17 protein-coding genes and 2 pseudogenes are annotated in these 21,559 nt (G+C 68.5%); 14 read left to right on the top strand and 5 right to left on the bottom strand.

Annotated features, from left to right (window positions below; translation table 11 throughout):
* The first annotated feature begins 88 nt into the window (after nucleotides 1-88).
* The 4 genes from metH to V1460_RS23435 all read left to right on the top strand — a co-directional run bounded on the left by metH (nucleotide 89) and on the right by V1460_RS23435 (nucleotide 8,208).
* Nucleotides 89-3,637: a methionine synthase gene (gene metH / locus V1460_RS23450; RefSeq protein ID WP_338675584.1), complete on the top strand. Its 3,549-nt coding sequence runs from the start codon at nucleotides 89-91 to the stop codon at nucleotides 3,635-3,637.
* Nucleotides 3,638-3,788: 151 nt separating this feature from the next.
* Nucleotides 3,789-4,490: an HAD family phosphatase gene (locus V1460_RS23445; RefSeq protein WP_338675583.1), complete on the top strand. Its 702-nt coding sequence runs from the start codon at nucleotides 3,789-3,791 to the stop codon at nucleotides 4,488-4,490.
* A gap of 470 nt (nucleotides 4,491-4,960) precedes the next feature.
* On the top strand, nucleotides 4,961-6,562 hold the full coding sequence (locus V1460_RS23440) for an ABC transporter substrate-binding protein (protein WP_338675582.1): 1,602 nt from the start codon (nucleotides 4,961-4,963) through the stop codon (nucleotides 6,560-6,562).
* Nucleotides 6,563-6,621: 59 nt separating this feature from the next.
* Nucleotides 6,622-8,208 (top strand): ABC transporter substrate-binding protein, encoded by a 1,587-nt coding sequence (locus V1460_RS23435; RefSeq protein WP_338675581.1) that lies wholly within the window; start codon nucleotides 6,622-6,624, stop codon nucleotides 8,206-8,208.
* A 120-nt stretch (nucleotides 8,209-8,328) separates the two neighbouring features.
* Here the strand turns inward: V1460_RS23435 and V1460_RS23430 are convergent, their stop codons facing one another.
* Both V1460_RS23430 and V1460_RS23425 read right to left on the bottom strand, forming a co-directional pair.
* Nucleotides 8,329-9,000 carry a response regulator transcription factor gene (locus V1460_RS23430; RefSeq protein WP_338675580.1) on the bottom strand — a complete coding sequence of 224 codons (672 nt, stop codon included), beginning with the start codon at nucleotides 8,998-9,000 and terminating at the stop codon, nucleotides 8,329-8,331.
* A gap of 174 nt (nucleotides 9,001-9,174) precedes the next feature.
* On the bottom strand, nucleotides 9,175-10,044 hold the full coding sequence (locus tag V1460_RS23425) for a RecB family exonuclease (protein ID WP_338675579.1): 870 nt from the start codon (nucleotides 10,042-10,044) through the stop codon (nucleotides 9,175-9,177).
* Nucleotides 10,045-10,192: 148 nt separating this feature from the next.
* Between V1460_RS23425 and V1460_RS23420 the strand changes: the two genes are divergently transcribed.
* From V1460_RS23420 to V1460_RS23410, 3 genes are all read left to right on the top strand, one after another.
* Complete coding sequence (locus V1460_RS23420; protein ID WP_338678169.1) at nucleotides 10,193-11,530, top strand: site-2 protease family protein; 1,338 nt, start codon at nucleotides 10,193-10,195, stop codon at nucleotides 11,528-11,530.
* Between the two features lie 23 nt (nucleotides 11,531-11,553).
* Nucleotides 11,554-12,441, top strand: coding sequence for a tRNA (adenine-N1)-methyltransferase (locus V1460_RS23415; RefSeq protein WP_338675578.1), 888 nt, complete (start codon nucleotides 11,554-11,556; stop codon nucleotides 12,439-12,441).
* Nucleotides 12,442-12,632: 191 nt separating this feature from the next.
* Nucleotides 12,633-13,211 (top strand): hypothetical protein, encoded by a 579-nt coding sequence (locus tag V1460_RS23410; RefSeq protein WP_338675577.1) that lies wholly within the window; start codon nucleotides 12,633-12,635, stop codon nucleotides 13,209-13,211.
* 43 nt (nucleotides 13,212-13,254) lie between these two features.
* Here V1460_RS23410 and V1460_RS23405 read toward each other — a convergent pair whose 3' ends face one another.
* Nucleotides 13,255-13,533: a ferredoxin gene (locus tag V1460_RS23405; protein ID WP_338675576.1), complete on the bottom strand. Its 279-nt coding sequence runs from the start codon at nucleotides 13,531-13,533 to the stop codon at nucleotides 13,255-13,257.
* A gap of 243 nt (nucleotides 13,534-13,776) precedes the next feature.
* Here V1460_RS23405 and arc point away from each other — a divergent pair, with 243 nt between their 5' ends.
* From arc to V1460_RS23375, 6 genes and pseudogenes are all read left to right on the top strand, one after another.
* A complete protein-coding gene (gene arc / locus V1460_RS23400; RefSeq protein ID WP_338675575.1) occupies nucleotides 13,777-15,543 on the top strand; it encodes a proteasome ATPase in 1,767 nt (588 codons plus the stop codon).
* Between the two features lie 271 nt (nucleotides 15,544-15,814).
* Entirely contained in the window at nucleotides 15,815-17,326 is a 1,512-nt protein-coding gene (gene dop / locus V1460_RS23395) for a depupylase/deamidase Dop (protein WP_338675574.1), read from the top strand.
* A gap of 134 nt (nucleotides 17,327-17,460) precedes the next feature.
* Complete coding sequence (locus V1460_RS23390) at nucleotides 17,461-17,679, top strand: ubiquitin-like protein Pup (protein WP_093657191.1); 219 nt, start codon at nucleotides 17,461-17,463, stop codon at nucleotides 17,677-17,679.
* A gap of 170 nt (nucleotides 17,680-17,849) precedes the next feature.
* The gene (gene prcB / locus V1460_RS23385) at nucleotides 17,850-18,695 is read left to right on the top strand and encodes a proteasome subunit beta (protein WP_338675573.1); all 846 of its coding nucleotides are present in this window, start codon (nucleotides 17,850-17,852) and stop codon (nucleotides 18,693-18,695) included.
* 35 nt (nucleotides 18,696-18,730) lie between these two features.
* Nucleotides 18,731-19,492 carry a proteasome subunit alpha gene (gene prcA / locus V1460_RS23380; protein ID WP_338675572.1) on the top strand — a complete coding sequence of 254 codons (762 nt, stop codon included), beginning with the start codon at nucleotides 18,731-18,733 and terminating at the stop codon, nucleotides 19,490-19,492.
* A 62-nt stretch (nucleotides 19,493-19,554) separates the two neighbouring features.
* Nucleotides 19,555-19,762, top strand: a pseudogene (locus V1460_RS23375) (transposase); the annotation flags it as partial.
* 204 nt (nucleotides 19,763-19,966) lie between these two features.
* Here V1460_RS23375 and V1460_RS23370 read toward each other — a convergent pair.
* Nucleotides 19,967-20,386 (bottom strand): RNHCP domain-containing protein, encoded by a 420-nt coding sequence (locus V1460_RS23370; RefSeq protein ID WP_338675571.1) that lies wholly within the window; start codon nucleotides 20,384-20,386, stop codon nucleotides 19,967-19,969.
* A gap of 26 nt (nucleotides 20,387-20,412) precedes the next feature.
* Nucleotides 20,413-20,784, bottom strand: coding sequence for an RNHCP domain-containing protein (locus V1460_RS23365; RefSeq protein WP_338675570.1), 372 nt, complete (start codon nucleotides 20,782-20,784; stop codon nucleotides 20,413-20,415).
* Nucleotides 20,785-21,302: 518 nt separating this feature from the next.
* Here V1460_RS23365 and V1460_RS23360 point away from each other — a divergent pair.
* Nucleotides 21,303-21,495 (top strand): annotated as a pseudogene (locus V1460_RS23360) (leucine zipper domain-containing protein); the annotation flags it as partial.
* Between the last annotated feature and the right edge of the window lie 64 nt (nucleotides 21,496-21,559).

The raw sequence follows: 21,559 nt of genomic DNA, 5'->3' as shown, positions 1-21,559 counted from the left end.
CGGATCGGTACTCCCGGCTAGGCTGGCCGCGTGCGGCGCCCCAGGGGTGCCGCAAAGCCGACAGCCGTCGCATCCCAGGGAGCAATCCATGGCCTCGTCGCCGACCCCGTCCGCCGACTCCGCAGCCTCTGCCGTCACCGCCGAACACAGGGCCCGGGCCGACGCCCTGCGTGAAGCGCTCGCCACTCGTGTGGTGGTGGCCGATGGTGCGATGGGCACCATGCTCCAGGCGCAGGACCCCACGCTGGACGACTTCCGGAACCTCGAGGGCTGCAACGAGATCCTGAACGTCACCCGCCCGGACATCGTCCGTTCGGTGCACTCCGCGTACTTCGACGTCGGGGTCGACTGCGTCGAGACCAACACCTTCGGCGCCAACCACGCAGCGCTGGGTGAGTACGACATCCCCGAGCGGGTGTTCGAGCTGTCGGAGGCCGGCGCCCGTATCGCCCGCGAGGTCGCCGACGAGTACACCGCCACCACCGGGCAGCAGCGCTGGGTGCTCGGCTCCATCGGGCCCGGCACCAAACTGCCCACCCTCGGCCACGCCCCGTACCCCGTCCTGCGCGACGCCTACCAGCAGAACGCCGAGGGAATGATCGCCGGTGGCGCCGACGCGATGCTCGTGGAGACCACCCAGGACCTGCTCCAGACCAAGGCCGCGATCATCGGCGCGCGCCGCGCGATGGAGACCACCGGCCTTTACCTGCCGCTGATCTGCTCGGTCACTGTCGAGACCACCGGGACGATGCTGCTCGGCTCCGAGATCGGGGCGGCGCTCACGGCGCTCGAACCCCTGGGCATCGACATGATCGGGCTGAACTGCGCCACCGGGCCGGCGGAGATGAGCGAGCACCTGCGCTATCTCGCCAGGCACTCGCGAGTGCCTCTGGCCTGTATGCCGAACGCCGGCCTGCCCGTGCTGGGCAAGGACGGAGCGCACTATCCGCTGACCGCGTCCGAGCTCGCCGACGCCCAGGAGACCTTCGTCAGCGAATACGGGCTGTCCCTGGTCGGCGGCTGCTGCGGTACCACCCCGGAGCATCTGCGCCAGGTCGTGGAGCGAGTGCGGGGCCTCGCCCCCGGGCAGCGCCGGCCCCGCCCCGAGCCCGGTGCCGCCTCGCTGTACCAGACCGTGCCGTTCCGCCAGGACACCTCCTACCTCGCCATCGGCGAGCGCACCAACGCGAACGGTTCGAAGAAGTTCCGCGAAGCCATGCTCGACGGCCGCTGGGAAGACTGCGTGGAGATGGCCCGCGACCAGATCCGCGAGGGCGCCCATATGCTCGACCTCTGCGTCGACTACGTGGGTCGTGACGGTGTGACCGACATGGAGGAGCTGGCGGGACGCTTCGCCACGGCCTCCACCTTGCCCATCGTGCTCGACTCGACCGAAGTGGAGGTCATCCGCGCCGGTCTGGAGAAGCTCGGCGGCCGGGCGGTGATCAACTCGGTCAACTACGAGGACGGCGACGGGCCGGAGTCGCGCTTCGCCAAGGTCACCCGTCTCGCGCAGGAGCACGGCGCCGCGCTGATCGCTCTGACGATCGACGAGGAGGGCCAGGCTCGCACGCCGGAGAAGAAGGTGGAGATCGCCGAACGGCTGATCGCCGACCTGACCGGGAATTGGGGCATCCACGAGTCCGACATCCTCATCGACACGCTGACCTTCACCATCTGCACCGGTCAGGAGGAGTCCCGCAAGGACGGCATCGCCACCATCGAGGCGATCCGCGAGCTCAAGCGCCGCCACCCGGACGTCCAGACCACACTAGGCCTGTCCAACATCTCCTTCGGCCTCAATCCGGCCGCCCGCATCCTGTTGAACTCGGTCTTCCTCGACGAGTGCGTCAAGGCGGGCCTGGACTCGGCCATCGTGCACGCGTCCAAGATCCTGCCGATCGCGCGCTTCGACGAGGAGCAGGTCGGTACCGCCCTCGACCTGATCTACGACAGGCGCGACGAGGGCTACGACCCGCTGCAGAAGCTGATGGCGCTGTTCGAGGGCGCAACCGCCAAGTCGCTCAAGGCGGGCAAGGCCGAGGAGCTGGCGGCGCTTCCGCTGGACGAGAGGCTCAAGCGGCGCATCATCGACGGCGAGCGCAACGGCCTCGAGGCCGATCTGGACGAGGCCCTCGCCACCCGCCCGGCGCTCGACATCGTCAACGACACCCTGCTCGACGGCATGAAGGTGGTCGGCGAGCTGTTCGGCTCCGGCCAGATGCAGCTCCCGTTCGTGCTCCAGTCCGCCGAGGTCATGAAGACCGCGGTGGCGTATCTGGAGCCGTACATGGAGAAGTCCGACGACGGCGAGGCGGGCAAGGGCACCATCGTGCTCGCCACCGTCCGCGGCGACGTGCACGACATCGGCAAGAACCTCGTGGACATCATCCTCTCCAACAACGGCTACAACGTCGTCAACCTGGGCATCAAGCAGCCCGTCTCGGCGATCCTGGAGGCGGCCGAGGAGCACAAGGCCGATGTCATCGGCATGTCCGGTCTCCTGGTGAAGTCGACAGTGATCATGAAGGAGAATCTGGAGGAGCTCAACCAGCGCAAGCTGGCGGCCGACTACCCGGTGATCCTGGGCGGCGCGGCCCTCACCCGGGCCTATGTCGAGCAGGACCTCCACGAGATCTACGAGGGTGAGGTCCGCTACGCCCGCGACGCCTTCGAGGGGCTGCGGCTGATGGACGCCCTGGTCGCGGTCAAGCGCGGTGTACCCGGAGCCAGCCTCCCCGAGCTCAGACAGCGCCGGGTGCGGGCCACCGCGTCCGCGGTGGCCGAGGACCCGGAAGGCTCCGAAGGGGCCGTGCGCTCCGATGTGGCGACCGACAACCGCGTCCCCGAGCCGCCGTTCTGGGGCACCCGGGTGATCAAGGGCATCCAGCTCAAGGAGTACGCGTCCTGGCTCGACGAGGGTGCGTTGTTCAAGGGCCAGTGGGGTCTGAAGCAGACCCGCAGCGGCGACGGTCCCTCGTACGAGGAGCTGGTGGAGACCGACGGCCGACCCCGGCTGCGAGGCTGGCTGGACCAGCTGCACACCCAGAACATGCTGGAAGCGGCAGTGGTCTACGGCTACTTCCCCTGCGTGTCCAAGGGCGACGACCTGATCATCCTGGGTGAGGACGGGGCCGAGCGCACCCGCTTCACCTTCCCGCGCCAGCGACGCGGCCGAAGGCTGTGCCTGGCCGACTTCTTCCGTCCCGAGGAGTCCGGCAAGACCGACGTGGTCGGCCTCCAGGTCGTCACCGTCGGCTCCAGGATCGGCGAGGCCACCGCCGAGCTGTTCGCCTCCGACTCCTACCGCGACTACCTCGAACTGCACGGCCTTTCCGTCCAGCTCGCCGAGGCGCTCGCCGAGTACTGGCACGCCAGGGTCCGTACCGAACTCGGCTTCGGCGGCGAGGACCCGGCGGACATCGAGGACATGTTCGCGCTCAAGTACCGGGGAGCACGCTTCTCACTCGGCTATGGGGCGTGCCCCGACCTCGAGGACCGGGCGAAGATCGCCGACCTGCTCCAGCCCGAGCGTATCGGCGTGCAGCTCTCCGAGGAGTTCCAGCTCCACCCCGAGCAGTCCACCGACGCCATTGTGATCCATCACCCCGAGGCGAAGTACTTCAACGCACGCTGAGCGGCTCCGAGAGCACGCGCGGCGGACGCCTCTGGAGTTTCGCCGGCGCACTCCGGACACTCGCGACGTACACTGGTCGGTCCAGTGCAGGCCGGTCGCCCTCCCTCACCGGGAGACGGCCGGCCTTCTCGTCCCTCTCGGAGGTGTGCCGATGACCAGTACGGTCCCCGCGTCCTCGACGCACATGCGTGCGGGCTCGGCCCTGCAAGCCGTCTTCCTCGACATGGACGGCACCCTGGTCGACACGGAGGGCTTCTGGTGGGACGCCGAGGTGGAGGTCTTCGCCGACCTCGGCCATGAGCTGGACGCGGCCTGGCGCGATGTGGTGGTGGGGGGCCCGATGACCCGCAGCGCGGGTTATCTCATCGAGGCGACCGGCGCGGACGTCACTCTCGCGGAACTCACTGTGCTGCTCAACGACCGCTTCGAGGAGCGCATCACCCGCGGTGTGCCGCTGATGCCGGGCGCCGAGCGGCTGCTCACCGAGCTCGCCGCCCACAACGTGCCCACCGCACTGGTGTCCGCGTCGCACCGGCGCATCATCGACCGGGTGCTGGCCTCGCTGGGGCCCGACCGCTTCGCGCTCACCGTCGCGGGCGACGAGGTCGCCCGTACCAAGCCGCACCCCGACCCGTATCTGCTCGCCGCACAGGGGCTGGGCGCCGACCCCGTCCGCTGCGCCGTGATCGAGGACACGGCGACCGGTGTCGCGGCTGCCGAGGCCGCGGGCTGCCGTGTGGTCGCTGTCCCCTCCGTCGCGCCCATCGCCCCCGCCGAAGGCCGGGTGGTGGTGGGCTCGCTGGAGGAGGTCGACCTCCCTTTCCTGCACACCCTGATCACCCGTGTGAACTGACACCCTCACCGAGTGTCGCGCTCGCATCGCCCGGAAACCCAGGGCATCCGGGCGATCGTTCTCCGTGAGCGCCACAGAACGTGAGGTTCCTCACTCCAAGTGACCTCGTGGGGGGCTGGTCATGCGGGCGGGTCCTGCCCCAAGCTCGTCCACAGGCGCCTTTGTGTCCCGGTTGCCCGTCCCACGTCCGGATTGCCCTCCCGCATGACTATCGATGCACCGCCATGCCTGCTCACTCAGCGGCGTCAGTTCAACGCGGGTTCGTTCGGGTGTTCGTGGCCAAGCCGACTAATCTCGACGCGAGCACTTCGCCGCACAACCCCTGTGCCACGGGACACACCCACAACCCCGCGTCACAGGTCTGATCGCTCTGGGCCCGGCCCGATCGCCCCGCCCCGACCGGGGCACCGCGGCGGAGTATCCCGTACGCCGCTGTATCCCAGTGTGGGATGAGGAAGAGAACGTCCAGGATGAACCGCAAGGCACTGGTGCTACCGGCCGTGATCGGCCTGCTCGCCTCCGCGCTCGCCGCATGTGGAACCACAACCGGTGGAGTGGACAAGGACGGCGCCATTGTCGTGGGGACCACGGACCAGTTCGTTGCCGACAGTGATGCCCCGGCGCCCTTCGATCCCGCCCACGCCTACGACACCGGTGCCTGGAACGTACTCCGCCAGACCCTGCAGACGCTGATGCACGTGCCGCGCGGCGGTGGCGAACCGGTCCCGGAGGCGGCTTCCGCCTGCGCCTTCACGGACAAGGCGAGTGAGAGCTACCGCTGCACGCTCCGTGACGGCCTTCAGTTCTCCGACGGCAAGCCCGTCACCGCCGAGGACGTGAAGTTCTCCATCGAGCGCGTCCTCGACATCAAGTCCGACAACGGCGCCGCCGGGCTGCTCGCCAATATCGACACCATCGAGGTCAAGGGCGAGCGGGAGCTGGTCTTCCACCTCCGCACTCCCGACGCGACCTTCCCGTACAAGCTTTCGACGCCCGTCGCGGGAATCGTCAGCCGGGATGTCTACGACGGCAAGAAGTTCCGCGAGGGCTTCGATGTCACCGGCTCGGGCCCGTACACCCTCGCCACCGAGAGCGAGGGCAACCGGCTCGTCAGCGCGGTGTTCACCAAGAACCCCCACTACAAGGGTGACCTCAAGCTCCGCAACGCCAAGGTCGAGCTGCGGCCCTTCGCCGACGCCGGGAGCATGGGTCGGGCCCTCGAGTCCGGGGACATCGACATGATGGCCAGGACCATGGCGCCGGGCCAGATCGCCGATCTCTCCGCGGAGCCTCGCGAGGGCATCGCGCTCACGGAGATGCCGGGCCTGGAGATCCGCTACCTCGGCTTCGACACCAAGGCCCCGTCGGTGAAGGACAAGGCGGTCCGCCAAGCGATGGCCTCCGTCGTGGATCGCGACGAGATCGTGAGCAAGGTGTACGGAGCGACCGCTGAACCCCTCTACTCACTGATCCCGTCGTCCGTCTCGGGGCACACCAACTCGTTCTTCAACAGGTACGGCGAGCCGAGCCGGGCGAAGGCCACCGGCATCCTCGACGCCGCCGGGATCGACACCCCGGTCAAGCTCACCCTGCACTACACCACCGACCACTACGGTCCCGGAACGGCCGCCGAATTCGAGACGCTGCGCGACCAGCTCAACGCCACGAAGCTGTTCTCCGTGACCGTCCGGGGCGCCGAGTGGTCCGAGTTCCGCCCGGCCCAGAAGCGCGGCGACTACGCGGTCTACGGCCTGGGCTGGTTCCCGGACTTCCCCGACCCGGACAACTTCATCGCCCCGTTCCTGGACGAGGACAACTTCCTCAACACCCCCTATGTGAGCACGGCCGCCCGGGACGAGCTCATCCCCGAGTCGCGCCGTCAGGCCGATCGCGACGCCGCGTCGGCGTCCTTCACCAAGTTGCAGGACATCGTGGCTGCCGATGTGCCCGTGCTCCCTCTGTGGCAGGGCAAGCAGTACGTCGCCGCGAGGTCGGAGGTCACCGGCGTCGAGTGGACGCTGAACTCCTCGTCAGACCTCCAGCTGTGGGAGCTCGCGCGCGGCTCCGCCTGAACTTCAGCACAAGGCCGCGAACGTCGCGGCCGGCATCCGAGAGCAAGAGGCAAGGTTCTGTGAAGGCACGACTCATCAAAAGGACGGCCCCGCTCGCCGCGGGGCTCTCCCTCGTCCTGCTGGCCGGCTGCGGCGGTGCGCAGGACGGCGGTGCGTCCGAGGAAAGCCGGGTGGTCGTCGGTATGTCCGACGAGGTCCTGGCGACCGACCCGGCCGACGGTTACGACCCCGGCTCGTGGCTGCTGTTCAACAACGTCTTCCAGTCCCTGCTGAGCTTCCCCAAGGGCGGCACCACCCCCGAGCCCGACGCGGCGGAGAAGTGTGGCTTCGAGGGCGGCACCAGCACCGTCTACCGCTGCACCCTGCGCGAGGACCTCAAGTTCAGCAACGGGAATCCGCTGACCTCAGAGGACGTCAAGTTCTCCTTCGAGCGTGCGATCGCGATAGCCAGCGACTCCGGTCCCGGGCCGCTGCTGGCCACCATCGGCAGCATCGAGACCCCTGACGAGCGAACGGTCGTCTTCCGGCTCAAGAGCGCGGACGCCACCTTCCCCAGCAAGATCGCCTCCGGCGCGGGCTCCATCGTCGACCACCGCGAGTACGACTCCGGCGGGCTGCGCGACGACGGCAAGGCGTTCGGCTCGGGCCCGTACAAGCTGGACTCCTTCACCGAGGACGAAGCGGTCTTCTCCATCAACCCGGAGTACAAGGGCAACGCGACCGTGCGCAACGGCGGCGTGACCCTCAAGCTCTACCACGGCAACCAGGACAAGCTCGCGGCCAATCTCAAGAAGGGCGAGGTCGACGTTGCCTACCGAGGTCTGACCGCCAAGGAAGTGGCGGGGCTCCAGGGCTCGGTGTCCGACGACGACAAGCAGATCTCGGTCGTCGAAGGTGGCAGTGCCGAGGTCCAGCACCTCGTCTTCAACATGAAGCACCCGGTCGCGGGCAAGCTCGCGGTGCGCCGGGCGTTCGCCTATCTGGTGGATCGCGACGCGCTCGTAAGGGACACCTACGACGCCACGGCGGAGCCGCTGTACTCGATCATCCCGGCCGGTATCGCCGGGCACAACACCGCCTTCTTCGAGCGCTACGGCGACCGTCCGCAGCCCGCCAAGGCGCGTGAGGCTCTGCGATCCGCCGGGATCACCGGCAAGGTGCAGCTCACGCTGTGGTCCACGTCGAGCCGCTTCGGCCCGGCCACCGACCAGGAGCTCGCGGCTATCGCAAAGCAGCTCAACGACAGCGGTCTGTTCAAGGCGGACGTCAAGTCCGTCGAGTTCGACCAGTACCAGAAGGACATCGACGCCGGCAAGTACGGGACGTACGTGCAGGGCTGGGTGCCGGACTACCCGGACCCCGACAACTTCACCCAGCCGTTCTTCGGCCCCGGCAACGTTCTCAACAACAACTACGAGAACAAGGAGATCACCGGCAAGATCATCCCGGAGACCTCGGCCATGGCCGACCGCGCCGCGACCGAGAGCAAGTTCGCCGAGCTCCAGAACCTGGTCGCCGAGGACGTGCCGCTGCTGCCGCTGTGGCAGGGCAAGCAGTACGCCGTCGCCCACGGCAGCATCACGGGACTCGAGTGGACGCTCGACGCCTCCACCGTCTTCCGCTTCTGGGAGATCCAGAAGGGCTGACGAAGCGGTCGGCGCACGAAGCAGCCGGAAGGGGCCTGGACCAGCGTGGGAAGCGCGGGCCAGGCCCCTTCCCGTGCCGACGATCGTGCCCGGCCCGGCGGGGAAGGCCGGCCGGAAGCCCTACTGCGCTCCGGGGCGCACCAGGCCGCTCTCATACGCGTACACCGCTGCCTGCACCCGGTCCCGCAGGCCCAGCTTCGTCAGCACATGGCCCACATGCGTCTTGACCGTCGTCTCGCTGACGAAGAGATCCGCGGCGATCTCCGCGTTCGACAAGCCCCGCGCGACCAGCTTCAGCACCTCGACCTCGCGATCGGTCAGCGTGTGCAGGGTGTCCGGCACGGCCTCCTCACCCGACGGAAGGTGGCCCGCGTACTTGTCCAGCAGCCGGCGTGTGATGCTCGGGGCGAGCATCGCCTCTCCCGCCGCGACGACCCGGATCGCCTGCACCAGTTCATTTGCGGGGGCGTCTTTCAGCAGGAAGCCGCTTGCCCCCGCCCGGAGTGCCTCCACCACGTACTCGTCCAGGTCGAAGGTGGTCAGCACCAGCACCTTCGCCGGGCCGTCCCGCCCGGGGCCGGTGATCTGCCGGGTGGCTTCCACTCCGTCCATCCGCGGCATGCGGATGTCCATCAGCACCACATCGGGCTGAAGCGCCCGCACCTGGTCCAGCGCCTGAAGGCCGTCCCCGGCCTCACCGACCACCGCGATGTCCTGTTCCGCCTCCAGGATCATCCGGAAGCCGGTGCGCAGCAGCGGTTGATCATCGACCAGTAGGACGCGGATAGCCACGGGTTCTCCTTCGCTAGATCGGCCCATTCTGCCCTGACCACCGCACGAGCCCGACTTCGGATGCTTTTCGGCCCATCCGGGCGGATCATTTGGCGGATCCGCCTGGTCTCGACCCGGGTGCCCCCTCACGGAACGGTCCTGGGGCCTTGTCCGGGGCGTCTGCCCCGGACCGCCTCAGGGCGATGGCTGTGGCGGAACCAGCGGCAGCGGGTAGACGGGCGGAGTCCCGCCGAACTCCGGGCAGTGCGCCTGGTGGTCGCACCAACCGCAGAGCTTCGACGGCCGAGGCCGCCAGTCACCGGACTCCGTGGCCCGGACGATCGCGTCCCAGAGCGCCAGCAGCTTGCGCTCCACTCGCTCGAGATCCGCCGCGACCGGATCGTATGTCAGCACCTCGCCGCTGCCCAGGTACACCAGCTGGAGCCGCCTCGGCACGACGCGCTTGAGGCGCCAGACCACCAGCGCGTAGAACTTCATCTGGAACAGCGCGCCCTCGCTGTACTCGGGCCGCGGCGCCTTGCCCGTCTTGTAGTCGACGATCCGCACCTCGCCCGTGGGCGCCACGTCGACCCGGTCGATCACACCGCGCAGACGCAGCCCCGACTCCAGCTCCGTCTCCACGAACAGCTCGCGCTCGGCAGGCTCGAGACGTGTCGGGTCCTCCAAGGAGAACCAGCGCTCCACCAGCCGCTCCGCATCCGACATCCAGCGCGCCAGCCGCTCGCCCTCCGGATCGTCCGCGAACAGTCCGCCGAGCTCGGGACGCGATTCGAGCAGCCGGTCCCACTGGGCCGGGATCAGGGACTTCGCCCGGGGCGGGGTGCGCTCGGCAGCGGGTGCGTCGAACAGCCGTTCAAGGACCGCGTGCACCAGCGTGCCCCGGGTCGCTGCCTCGCTCGGCTGCTCGGGCAGTTTGTCGATCACCCGGAAGCGGTAGAGCAGGGGGCACTGCATGAAGTCGCTCGCCCGCGAAGGCGACAGTGAGGCCGGAGGCCTGCGATCGGGCACCGAAGGACCGGAATCCGGCGGCTGACTCGTACTCATGACGAAGACCCTACGGCCCGCCACCGACAGCGAGCGGAATACCATCGACGGCAGACCTTCTCGCACCGCATGATCGGGCGAGTGACCGCAGTGACCGCGACCGGTGCGACGACCGCAACGACCGCAACGAAGGGAACCCGTGAACCCCGTGAACAAGGACGACGAGAGCGGCGAGCACACCCGCCCGCGGTCCGGCACGGGGAAGGCCGGTGAAACCGGGGGAGCGGGCGCAGCCGGGGGAGGCGCAGAGACCGGGGAGACCGGGGAGACCGGGGAGACCGGGGAGACCGGAGTGGCCGTCCCGGTGGACCGCGGACAGCAGCGGCCCGACGAGCCCGGTGGCGGCATCCTCATGGGCCGTCCCTTCGGGGTGCCCGTCTATGTCGCACCGAGCTGGTTCCTGGTCGCGGCCCTCATCACCTGGGTGTTCGGCGGGCAACTGGAGCGCGTGCTGCCCGAGCTGGGCAACGCCCGGTACCTCGTCTCGCTGTTCTTCGCGGTCGCCTTCTACGCCTCCGTGCTCGTCCACGAACTGGCGCACACGGTCGTCGCACTCCGCTACAAGCTGCCGGTGCGCCGAATCCAGCTCCAGTTCTTCGGCGGCGTCTCGGAGATCGAGAAGGAGTCCGAGACGCCCGGCCGGGAATTCGTCCTCGCCTTCGTAGGCCCACTGCTCTCGCTGGTGCTCGCCGGGATCTTCTACGCCGCCGTACAGGTCGTGGAGCCCGGTACCGTCCCCGCGGTCCTGCTCGCCGGGCTGATGATCTCCAACCTGATCGTCGCGATCTTCAACCTGCTGCCCGGCCTGCCGCTGGACGGCGGCCGGATGCTGCGCGCGGTCGTCTGGAAGATCACCGGAAACCCGATGAGCGGCACCGTCGCCGCCGCCTGGGTCGGTCGGGCATTGGCCATCGCGGTGCTGGTGGGCCTTCCGCTGCTCACGCACACGGGAGCCCTCGGCAACCCCACCGCGGAAATCGGCGGGATGGAGACCGTCACCGACGCCCTGCTCGCCGCGATCCTCGCCGCCATCATCTGGACCGGCGCGGGCAACAGCCTGCGGATGGCCCGACTCCGCCAGCACCTGCCGGAACTGAACGCCCGCACCCTCACCCGCCGTGCCGTCCCGGTCGAATCCGGCACCCCGCTGTCCGAGGCGCTCCGGCGTGCCAACGAGGCCGGAGCCCGTGCCCTGGTGGTGGTCGACGGCCACGGCAAACCGACGGCCCTGGTCCGCGAGGCGGCGATCGCCGGGGTTCCGCAGCACCGCCGCCCCTGGGTCGCCGTCAGCGGCCTCGCCCAGGAGCTCACCGACGGCATGCGGGTCCCCGCCGACCTCGCCGGCGAAGCCCTGCTCGACCGACTCCGGGCCACGCCCGCCACCGAGTACCTCGTGGTGGAGGAGACGGGTGAGATCTACGGCGTCCTGTCCACCGCGGATGTCGAACGTGCCTTCGTCAAGGCGATGGCGCGTCCATCCGGCTGAGAAACAGCCGGTACCCTGGTCACATGTCCGAACCGACCGGTGCCGCCCGCCGTCGCGGGCCCTTCAAGGTCGGGGACCAGGTCCAGCTCACCGACCCCAAGGGACGCCACTACACGTTCACGCTCGAAGCCGGGAAGAACTTCCACACCCACAAGGGTTCCTTCCCGCATGACGAGCTGATCGGCGCCCCCGAGGGCAGTGTCGTCCGTACCACGGGAAACGTCGCCTACCTGGCGTTGCGCCCCCTGCTCCCCGACTATGTCCTGTCCATGCCCCGCGGCGCCGCCGTGGTCTACCCCAAGGACGCGGGGCAGATCCTGGCGTTCGCCGACATCTTCCCCGGCGCACGCGTCGTCGAGGCGGGTGTGGGCTCGGGCTCGCTGAGCAGCTTCCTGCTGCGGGCCATCGGCGACGAGGGCATGCTGCACTCGTACGAGCGCCGGGAGGACTTCGCCGAGATCGCCAAGGCGAACGTGGAGCGCTACTTCGGTGGCCCCCACCCCGCCTGGACGCTCACGGTCGGCGACCTTCAGGACAACCTCTCGGACGCGGACGTCGACCGCGTCGTCCTGGACATGCTGGCCCCCTGGGAGTGCCTGGAGGCCGTCTCCAAGGCGCTCGTCCCGGGCGGCATCCTGTGCTGCTACGTGGCCACCACCACCCAGCTCGCCAGGACCGTGGAGTCCATCCGCGAGATCGGCTGCTACGCCGAGCCGCAGCCGTGGGAGTCCATGATCCGCAACTGGCACGTCGAGGGCCTCGCGGTGCGCCCGGACCACCGGATGATCGGCCACACCGGCTTCCTGGTGACCGCCCGCCGGCTCGCTGACGGGGTGGAGCCCCCGATGCGCCGCCGGCGCCCCGCGAAGGGCGCGTACGGCGAGGACTACGAAGGCCCCAACAAGGGCTGAAACCACCCACAACGTACGCCTGCCGCCGTCGAGTTCCCGCAGTCGTGGGAGAACTCGACGGCGGCGGCTTTACGTTGGCATTGCCCACCCTGCTGTTCCCGGGCACTGTGACGTGTGGCACGATGCGTACGCCTCCCAGTGCCGGTGTTCGCATCGGCACAGCCCGCACAGCCGCACAGGAGTCACTTCGCGTGCAGACCTCCGCGACGCTTCCGGACCTCGCGCACACCGCCAGCCGCCCGGTGCACTGGCTTGCCACCGCGACAGCGATGGCCGCCGTGGTCGCCGGCGCCGGCCTGCTCGACCCCGGGACCGCGAAGGCCGACCAGTCCGGTGAGGGCGCGGTCGCCGTGACGACTCCCGCCGCACCCGACCCGGCCCTCGTCGAGCTGCCGCTCGAGTGCGGCGGTGCCGGCATGGAGATCGTGCGGAGGGCGTCGGGCGACCTGGACGGCGACGGTGGACCGGAGACCGCCGTGGTGGCCAGGTGTGTTGCGGGCTCCGGCACCCCGCCGGACGGCGTCTACGTCATCGCACGGTCACCCACCGGCGCCGCACGCGTCGTGGCCACCCTGCTGGATCCTGCCGAGCGGCTCAGCGTGAGCGCGTTCGCCGTCCGGGACGGGGCCGTCGCGGCGACCCTGCTCGGCTACTCGTCGCCCGAGGTCCCACGCTGCTGCCCGGACGAGCAGGAGCAGGCCAAGTGGCAGTGGCGGAGCGGCAGGTTCATGGAGTCCCGCCTGCCGGCCTCGGTCGCGGAAGGTGTCTGAACGATCACTTTCCGTCCGGGTGGTGCGTGCCGGACCCCGACGGCTACTCGGCGTCGGGGCCGTACACCTCGACCCGGTCGGCGACCCGGCGCACATGGATGCAGTCGCCCGGGCACTCCTTGGCGGAGTCGATGACATCGGTCAGCAGGGGCAGTGGCACCGGCGTTGTGGCACCCGGGTCCTGCAGCAGCTCGTCGTCCCCACTCTTCACATAGGCGAGTCCGTCGATGTCCAGCTCGAAGACCTCGGGGGCGTACTGCACGCAGATGCCGTCGCCGGTGCAGAGGTCCTGATCGATCCAGACTTCGAGAGCCTCGTTCATGTCGCCTGCCGTTCCTGCGCGGTGTGTATCAATAGGTGCCAGCACTGACGGGTGTTGACCGCTCCGACGATAACAACCGCCCGCTTTCAGATGTTGATGGGTGGGTATTCACCTGGCGTGAGGGGAAGCGCAAGGGTGAAGATCGGACACACCTCTTCCGTCTTTGTGATCTAGGGGTTTCAATCTTCACCCACCCAGGTAGGGTCAGGAAGCGTCCAGCTCCCCTTGGAGGAGGTGAGGACCGTGGCAGCCCACGACGACGACAACAACCGCGGCTTCCGGCCGGGACGGGGGTCTGATGACCCTGCCGGCCAGATTGCCTATCTCGAGCAGGAGATCGCCGTCCTGCGCCGCAAGCTCGCCGACTCTCCGCGTCACACGAGGATTCTCGAAGAGCGGATCGTCGAGCTGCAGACAAACCTGGCCGGCGTTTCCGCTCAGAACGAACGGCTGGCGAACACGCTCCGTGAGGCCCGCGATCAGATCGTGGCCCTCAAGGAGGAGGTCGACCGGCTTGCGCAGCCACCGGCGGGCTTCGGTGTGTTCCTTCAGGCCAACGAGGACGGCACCGCCGACATCTTCACCGGGGGCCGCAAACTCCGGGTGAACGTCAGCCCCAGCGTCGAGCCCGACGAGCTCAGGCGCGGCCAGGAAGTCATGCTCAACGAGGCGCTCAACGTGGTCGAGGCCATGGAATTCGAGCGCACCGGGGACATCGTCACCCTCAAGGAGATCCTCGAGGACGGCGAGCGTGCCCTGGTGATCGGGCACACCGACGAGGAACGGGTGGTGCGGCTCGCCGAGCCGCTGCTGGACGCCACCATCCGCCCCGGTGACGCCCTGCTGCTCGAACCCAGGTCCGGCTACGTCTACGAGGTCGTGCCCAAGAGCGAGGTCGAGGAGCTCGTCCTCGAAGAGGTCCCTGACGTCGACTATGACAAGATCGGCGGTCTGGGCAACCAGATCGAGATGATCCGCGACGCGGTCGAGCTGCCGTACCTCTACCCGGACCTCTTCCGGGAGCACGAACTGCGCCCGCCGAAGGGCATCCTGCTCTACGGCCCGCCCGGCTGCGGGAAGACGCTCATCGCCAAGGCGGTCGCCAACTCCCTTGCCAAGAAGGTCGCCGAGGTGACCGGGCAGCCCGCGGGGAAGAGCTACTTCCTCAACATCAAGGGCCCCGAGCTCCTCAACAAGTACGTCGGTGAGACCGAGCGGCACATCCGCCTGGTCTTCCAGCGCGCACGCGAGAAGGCCAGCGAGGGCACCCCGGTCATCGTCTTCTTCGACGAGATGGAGTCGCTCTTCCGCACCCGCGGTTCCGGTGTCAGCTCCGACGTGGAGAACACCATCGTCCCGCAGCTGCTCGCCGAGATCGACGGTGTGGAGGGCCTCGAGAACGTCATCGTGATCGGCGCGTCCAACCGCGAGGACATGATCGACCCGGCGATCCTGCGGCCGGGCCGGCTGGACGTCAAGATCAAGATCGAGCGTCCGGATGCCGAGGCGGCGAAGGACATCTTCGCGAAGTACCTCAGGTCGACGCTGCCGCTCCACGCGGACGACGTCTCGGAGCACACCGGCTCCAAGGAGGCGGCGGTCCAGGGCATGATCCAGTCCGTTGTGGAGCAGATGTACGCGGAATCCGAGGAGAACCGCTTCCTGGAAGTCACGTACGCCAACGGCGACAAGGAAGTCCTGTACTTCAAGGACTTCAATTCCGGCGCCATGATCCAGAACATCGTGGACCGGGCCAAGAAGATGGCGATCAAGCAGTTCCTCGACCACAACCAGAAGGGTCTGCGGGTCGCCCACCTCCTCCAGGCGTGCGTGGACGAGTTCAAGGAGAACGAGGACCTGCCCAACACCACCAACCCGGACGACTGGGCCCGGATCTCCGGAAAGAAGGGCGAGCGGATCGTGTTCATCCGCACCCTCGTCACCGGAAAGCAGGGCGCGGACACCGGTCGCTCCATCGACACGGTGGCCAACACCGGTCAGTACCTGTAAATCGCAGCCCGGCTGCGGATGCCCAGGGGCTTCCCCTGCCGAAAGCGGGGGAGGGCATCCGCAGCCGCCTGCTTTCCCAGGTGCTGCGGACGGGTAATCGCACCACTACAGAGCAATGACCGAATTGATCTCCCCACCAGCGCAGAGGGTTCTAGGCTCGTCGGTACCGCCGAGCCGCGTGGTGCGGGGACGGGCACCGCACACGCACCGGAGACCGAGCGGTACTTGAGCGCCGCCCCAGACGGGAGCGCCGCCGGGCAAGGAGGGCCGCATGACCGTACGGCGAGTAATGGGCATCGAGACGGAGTACGGGATCTCCGTCCCCGGCCACCCGAACGCCAATGCCATGCTCACCTCGTCCCAGATCGTCAACGCCTATGCGGCCGCGATGCACCGGGCACGGCGTGCCCGCTGGGACTTCGAGGAGGAGAATCCGCTGCGGGACGCCCGCGGCTTCGACCTCGCCCGGGAGGCCGCCGATTCCAGCCAGCTCACCGACGAGGACATCGGCCTGGCCAACGTCATCCTCACCAACGGCGCCAGGCTCTACGTCGACCACGCCCACCCCGAGTACAGCGCCCCCGAGGTGACCAACCCGCGCGACGCCGTCCTTTGGGACAAGGCGGGGGAGCGGATCATGGCGGAGGCCGCGGAGCGGGCCGCCCAGCTCCCCGGTGCGCAGCCGATCCACCTGTACAAGAACAACACCGACAACAAGGGCGCGTCCTACGGCACGCACGAGAACTACCTGATGAAGCGGGAGACCCCGTTCTCGGACATCGTGCGGCACCTCACCCCGTTCTTCGTCTCCCGGCAGGTGGTCACGGGGGCAGGCCGGGTGGGGATCGGTCAGGACGGCCACGAGCACGGCTTCCAGATCAGCCAGCGGGCGGACTACTTCGAGGTCGAGGTCGGCCTGGAGACCACGCTCAAGCGGCCCATCATCAACACCAGGGACGAGCCGCACGCCGACGCAGAGAAGTACCGCCGGCTGCATGTGATCATCGGCGACGCCAATCTCTCCGAGATCTCGACCTACCTCAAGCTCGGCACGACCGCGCTGGTGCTGTCCATGATCGAGGACGGCTTCATCAACGTGGACCTGGCCGTCGACCAGCCGGTGCGCACCCTGCACCAGGTCTCCCACGACCCCACGCTCACGCGTGTGATCACTCTGCGCAGCGGCCGGACACTCACCGGTGTCCAGTTGCAGATGGAGTACTTCGAGCTCGCCAGGAAGTACGTCGAAGAGCGCTTCGGAGCGGATGCGGACGATCAGACCAAGGACGTGCTGTCCCGCTGGGAGGACACCCTCAACCGGCTGGAGAACGATCCCATGAGCCTGTCAGGAGAGCTGGACTGGATCACCAAGCGGGAGATCCTCGAGGGCTACCGGCGCCGCGACGGGGTGGACTGGGATGCCGCGCGGCTGCACCTGGTGGACCTCCAGTACGCCGATGTACGGCCCGAGAAAGGCCTGTACAACCGCCTGGTGGCTCGCGGAAGGATGAAGCGGCTCCTGGACGAGGCGGAAGTCGAGCGGGCCGAGAGCAAGCCTCCTGAGGACACCAGGGCGTACTTCCGCGGTCGCTGCCTGGAGCAGTACGCCGACGACGTGGCCGCGGCCTCCTGGGACTCCGTGATCTTCGATCTGCCCGGCCGTGACTCTCTGCAACGGGTTCCCACTCTGGAGCCCCTGAGAGGCACCCGCAACCACGTGAAAGAGCTGCTTGACCGGTGCCGCACCGCCGAGGACCTGGTCCGGGTGCTGTCCGGGGGCTGAAACGGCGCCCGTCCGGGAATCATTGCGGTATCCCCCGGACGTTGAGCAAAGTGCGGGGCCGATGTCAGACCCTGCTTGTAGGGTCTGATCTTGAGTGAGCCAACCAAACGGGCAAACCGAGCGGGGTGAGGGATATGGCAACCAAGGACACCGGCGGCGGTCAGCAGCGGGCCACACGCTCCACCGAGGAGGTCGAGGAGCAGGCGCAGGACGCGCAGGCCTCCGAAGACCTCAAGGAGCGCCAGGAAAAGCTGTCCGACGATGTCGACTCCGTGCTGGACGAGATCGACGACGTACTCGAAGAGAATGCCGAGGACTTCGTGCGCTCCTTCGTGCAAAAGGGCGGAGAGTAGCACCCCCGAACGGTCGGGGCATCCCCGATTGTCCGTCCGGTGCGGCCGGCCCCCTCAGGGCCGGCCGTATCCGGACGGATGACCGGCGACAGCACGGGTAAGGTCCGTGCAGAGCACGCAAGATCGGCCCGGACCCAGGGGCGGGCCGCCGCCAATTCGGAAGGAAACGCGTGGAAGCCAACCCTCGTACCATCGGGCGTCTGCCGGCAGCCTTCCTGACGCCGGGCTCCTCCTCGTTCATGGACTTCCTCGGCGATCACTCACCGGAGCTGCTTCCTGGCAGGCGGGTCCTGCCTCCGGTGCAGGGCGTGGTGGAGGCGCCGCACGGCACGACGATCGTCGCCGCGTCCTTCCCCGGTGGAGTGGTGCTCGCCGGCGACCGGCGGGCGACCATGGGCAACATGATCGCCCAGCGGGACATCGAGAAGGTCTTCCCCGCTGACGAGTACTCGGCGGTGGGCATCGCGGGCACCGCGGGACTCGCGGTCGAGATGGTGAAGCTCTTCCAGTTGGAGCTGGAGCATTTCGAGAAGGTCGAGGGCGCACAGCTCTCGCTCGAAGGCAAGGCGAACCGACTCTCCACGATGATCCGCAGCAATCTGGGCATGGCCATGCAGGGCCTCGCCGTGGTGCCGCTGTTCGCCGGCTGGGACATCGACCGCGAGAAGGGCCGCATCTTCTCGTACGACGTCACCGGCGGCCGTTCGGAGGAGCACGGCTACGCGGCCACCGGCTCGGGCTCGATCTTCGCGCGCGGTGCCATGAAGAAGCTCTACCGCGAGGACCTGACCGAGGAGCAGGCCGTCACCCTGGTCGTCCAAGCCCTTTACGACGCGGCGGACGACGACTCGGCGACCGGCGGACCGGACGTGGCCCGCCGTATCTACCCCATCGTCACGGTCATCAACGACGAGGGCTTCCGCAGGCTCAGTGACGACGAGACCGGCGAGATCGCCCGGGCCATTCTGGAGCACCGCCTCCAGCAGCCCGACGGCCCGCGCGCCTCGCTGCTCTGACCCACTCGCCACTGACAGAAAGGGACGGATAGCCGGTGTCGACGCCGTTCTATGTCTCACCCCAGCAGGCCATGGCCGACCGGGCGGAATACGCGCGCAAGGGCATCGCACGCGGCCGGAGCCTGGTGGTCCTCCAGTACACCGACGGCATCGTCTTCGTCGGTGAGAACCCGTCCCGTGCCCTGCACAAGTTCAGCGAGATCTACGACCGGATCGGCTTCGCCGCCGCCGGCAAGTACAACGAGTACGAGAATCTGCGGATCGGCGGTGTGCGCTACGCGGATCTGCGCGGGTACACCTACGACCGCGACGATGTGACGGCCCGTGGGCTCGCCAACGTGTACGCGCAGACACTCGGCACGATCTTCTCCAGCGCGGGCGAGAAGCCGTACGAGGTGGAGCTGGTCGTCGCCGAGGTCGGCACCTCGCCGGAAGGCGACCAGATCTACCGACTCCCGCACGACGGCTCGATCGTGGACGAGCACGGCTCGGTCGCGGTCGGCGGCAACGCGGAGCAGATCAGCAGCTTCCTGGACCAGCGGCACCGCGACGGGATGTCTCTCGCGGAGGCGCTGAAGCTGGCGGTCCAGGCGCTGTCCCGGGACACCAACGGCACGGAGCGGGAGATCCCCGCCGAGCGGCTGGAGGTGGCGATCCTGGATCGTACGCGCCCGCAGAAGCGGAAGTTCAAGCGGATCGTGGGCCGGCAGCTGTCCCGCCTCCTCGAAGCCGACGATGCGGCCTCGACGCCCACGGAGATTCCGTCCGACGCGGAGGACTCCGACAGGGAGGCGTGACCGCCTCCCTGTCCCCACGGCCTGGGTGTATTGCTCACGAGCGTTGTTGACTGCCGTGGAAGCGCGGTATCAAGCCCGTGATCGCCCGACGGGGTGTGGCCCATGGTTCGGGACAGGGCAAGGTCCGGTGGGTGGTCGAGCGTACCTTCGCCCGGCTGCACCAGTTCAAGCGGCTCCGCATCCGCTACGAGCGGCGCGCTGACCTCCATCAGGGCCTGCGTTCTGGCCTGCGGCCTCATATGCCTCCGCCGCCTCCGAAGCTCGTCCTGAAGGGATTCATGCCGGCGTTCTCGCAGCTGGGGATCTTGTCCGCTTCATGGCGAAGCCCCGGGCCGCGACCTGGGGCTTCGTTGCTTCGGTTACTCCGGCTGGTAGGCGCTGATCGCGTCGGCCATGGGCTTGCCGAAGGTCATGTCACCCGGCGGGATGGGGCGGTCGTCGAGGGACAGGACCATCTCGGCCGGCGCGGCCGGATCACAGGGTGAGCAGGGCGCGGCCGGCGTGCCGGGGGTCGGCGAGAGGTCTGAGGGCGAGGCGGACCAGGGCGAGCGGGTTGTCGTCACCGGCGATCCGGTTGGCGCTGAGCTCGCCGCAGGAGACGCACTGGTGGATGATCATCCACTCTCCGTCCGGGCGGACGAACAGGCCCAGCGCCTCCATCCGGCCGCGGCAGTCCGCGTCGCGGTCGCCGGGGATCCTCCGGTCGACATGCAGGCTGGCCAGGCAGTTGGGGCAGTGGTTGCGGTGCGCGGTGCCCGGTGCCTCCAGGGACACGTCGAGCCGGCAGGACGTGCACCGGAAGTCGTTCGCCCGGTGCCCGCCCTGAGTGCGTAGGACGTCCTTGTGCCGCTGTGCACGGCGCCGCCCGCGACCGCTGTGGTTGTTGCGTGCCATGAGGGTGCTGCCTTTCTGTCGGGCGGTCAGAGGGTTCCGAACGCTTCGAGCGGGAAAGGCGGTTGAGCCAGCGGGCGAACCGCCATGCGCACCAGGATGAGCTGGTTGTCGTCCGCACACACCGGGTTCGAGGTGAGCTCGTCGCAGCGCACGCAGCGGTGGATCACCATCCAGTCACCAGTGCGGAGTACGGCGATGGCGATCGGGGACATCCGGCCCTCGCAGTCGCTCGGACCGCCCTCGATGTGGTCGAGGACGTGCCGGGAGTGCAGGCAGGACGGGCAGTGGTTGCGCGGCGCGCCGTCGGCGGCGTACACGGACACGGACAGCCTGCACCACGCGCAGGCGAAGGTGCTGAGGCCGAGAGTGTTGATGTCGGTGGAGGTGTGGTTGGACACCCGGGTGCTCCTTGCTGGAAGTCGATCAAGACAGCAAGAGCAGGCCGAGTGGCCTCGTCAGAAGGCAGCCCGAGCACACCGTGGAACGGCGGACAGGCAGGTCATAGCACCGGAGGACACGTCCGGTAGCAGCCCGGAGAAACGGGCAGCGAAAGGCAGCGGACGGTTACGCGGTGTGGCGAGGCGCACTCGGCGCGGGCCGGGACATCAAACACCCTTTTCTAGGGCACACAGGCCCAGAACGAATCAGAACGACCCCTTGAGGCTAACAGGACACCTCCCTGGGCCGTCAACGCATTATTCGCCGCCCGCGGACGGCGGTGCGGTTCCCGTCGCACCTGCCCAGCGGGTGCGCGGTCACCGTGCCCCCTCCGGAATGGTGTGCCGCAACGAGCCGGCACCGTCGGACAGCGAAGAGGCCAGAAGACGCGGACCGAACGCGGGCGCCGTCGGCGCCGCCGCAGGGCGCTTGTGTATCTCATGCTGAAACGATCAGACTGCACTGCACGGAGGTCTTCGTGTCCCACCGTAATGCCCGCCTCACCGTTCACGGCAGGTGGCTGCTCGTTGAACGTGTTGGTTCCGGCCGTCAGGTCGCGCATGTCGCGGCGGAGATGGGTATCTCGCGGGCGACGGCCCACAAGTGCGTTCGCGGCCGAGGGCGGACTGTGGGACCGGTCCAGCCGGCCGCATGTGACACCGCACACGACCATGCCCGGGTCCGCTCGCTGCGCCAGGACCGCCGCACGGGGCGCCGAGCCATACCCGCTATGGA

It is taken from the genome of Streptomyces sp. SCSIO 30461, from assembly GCF_037023745.1.
GTDB lineage: Bacteria > Actinomycetota > Actinomycetes > Streptomycetales > Streptomycetaceae > Streptomyces.
Note: the sequence above shows the minus strand (reverse complement) of the source record. Positions and strands in the feature narration are given on the sequence as shown.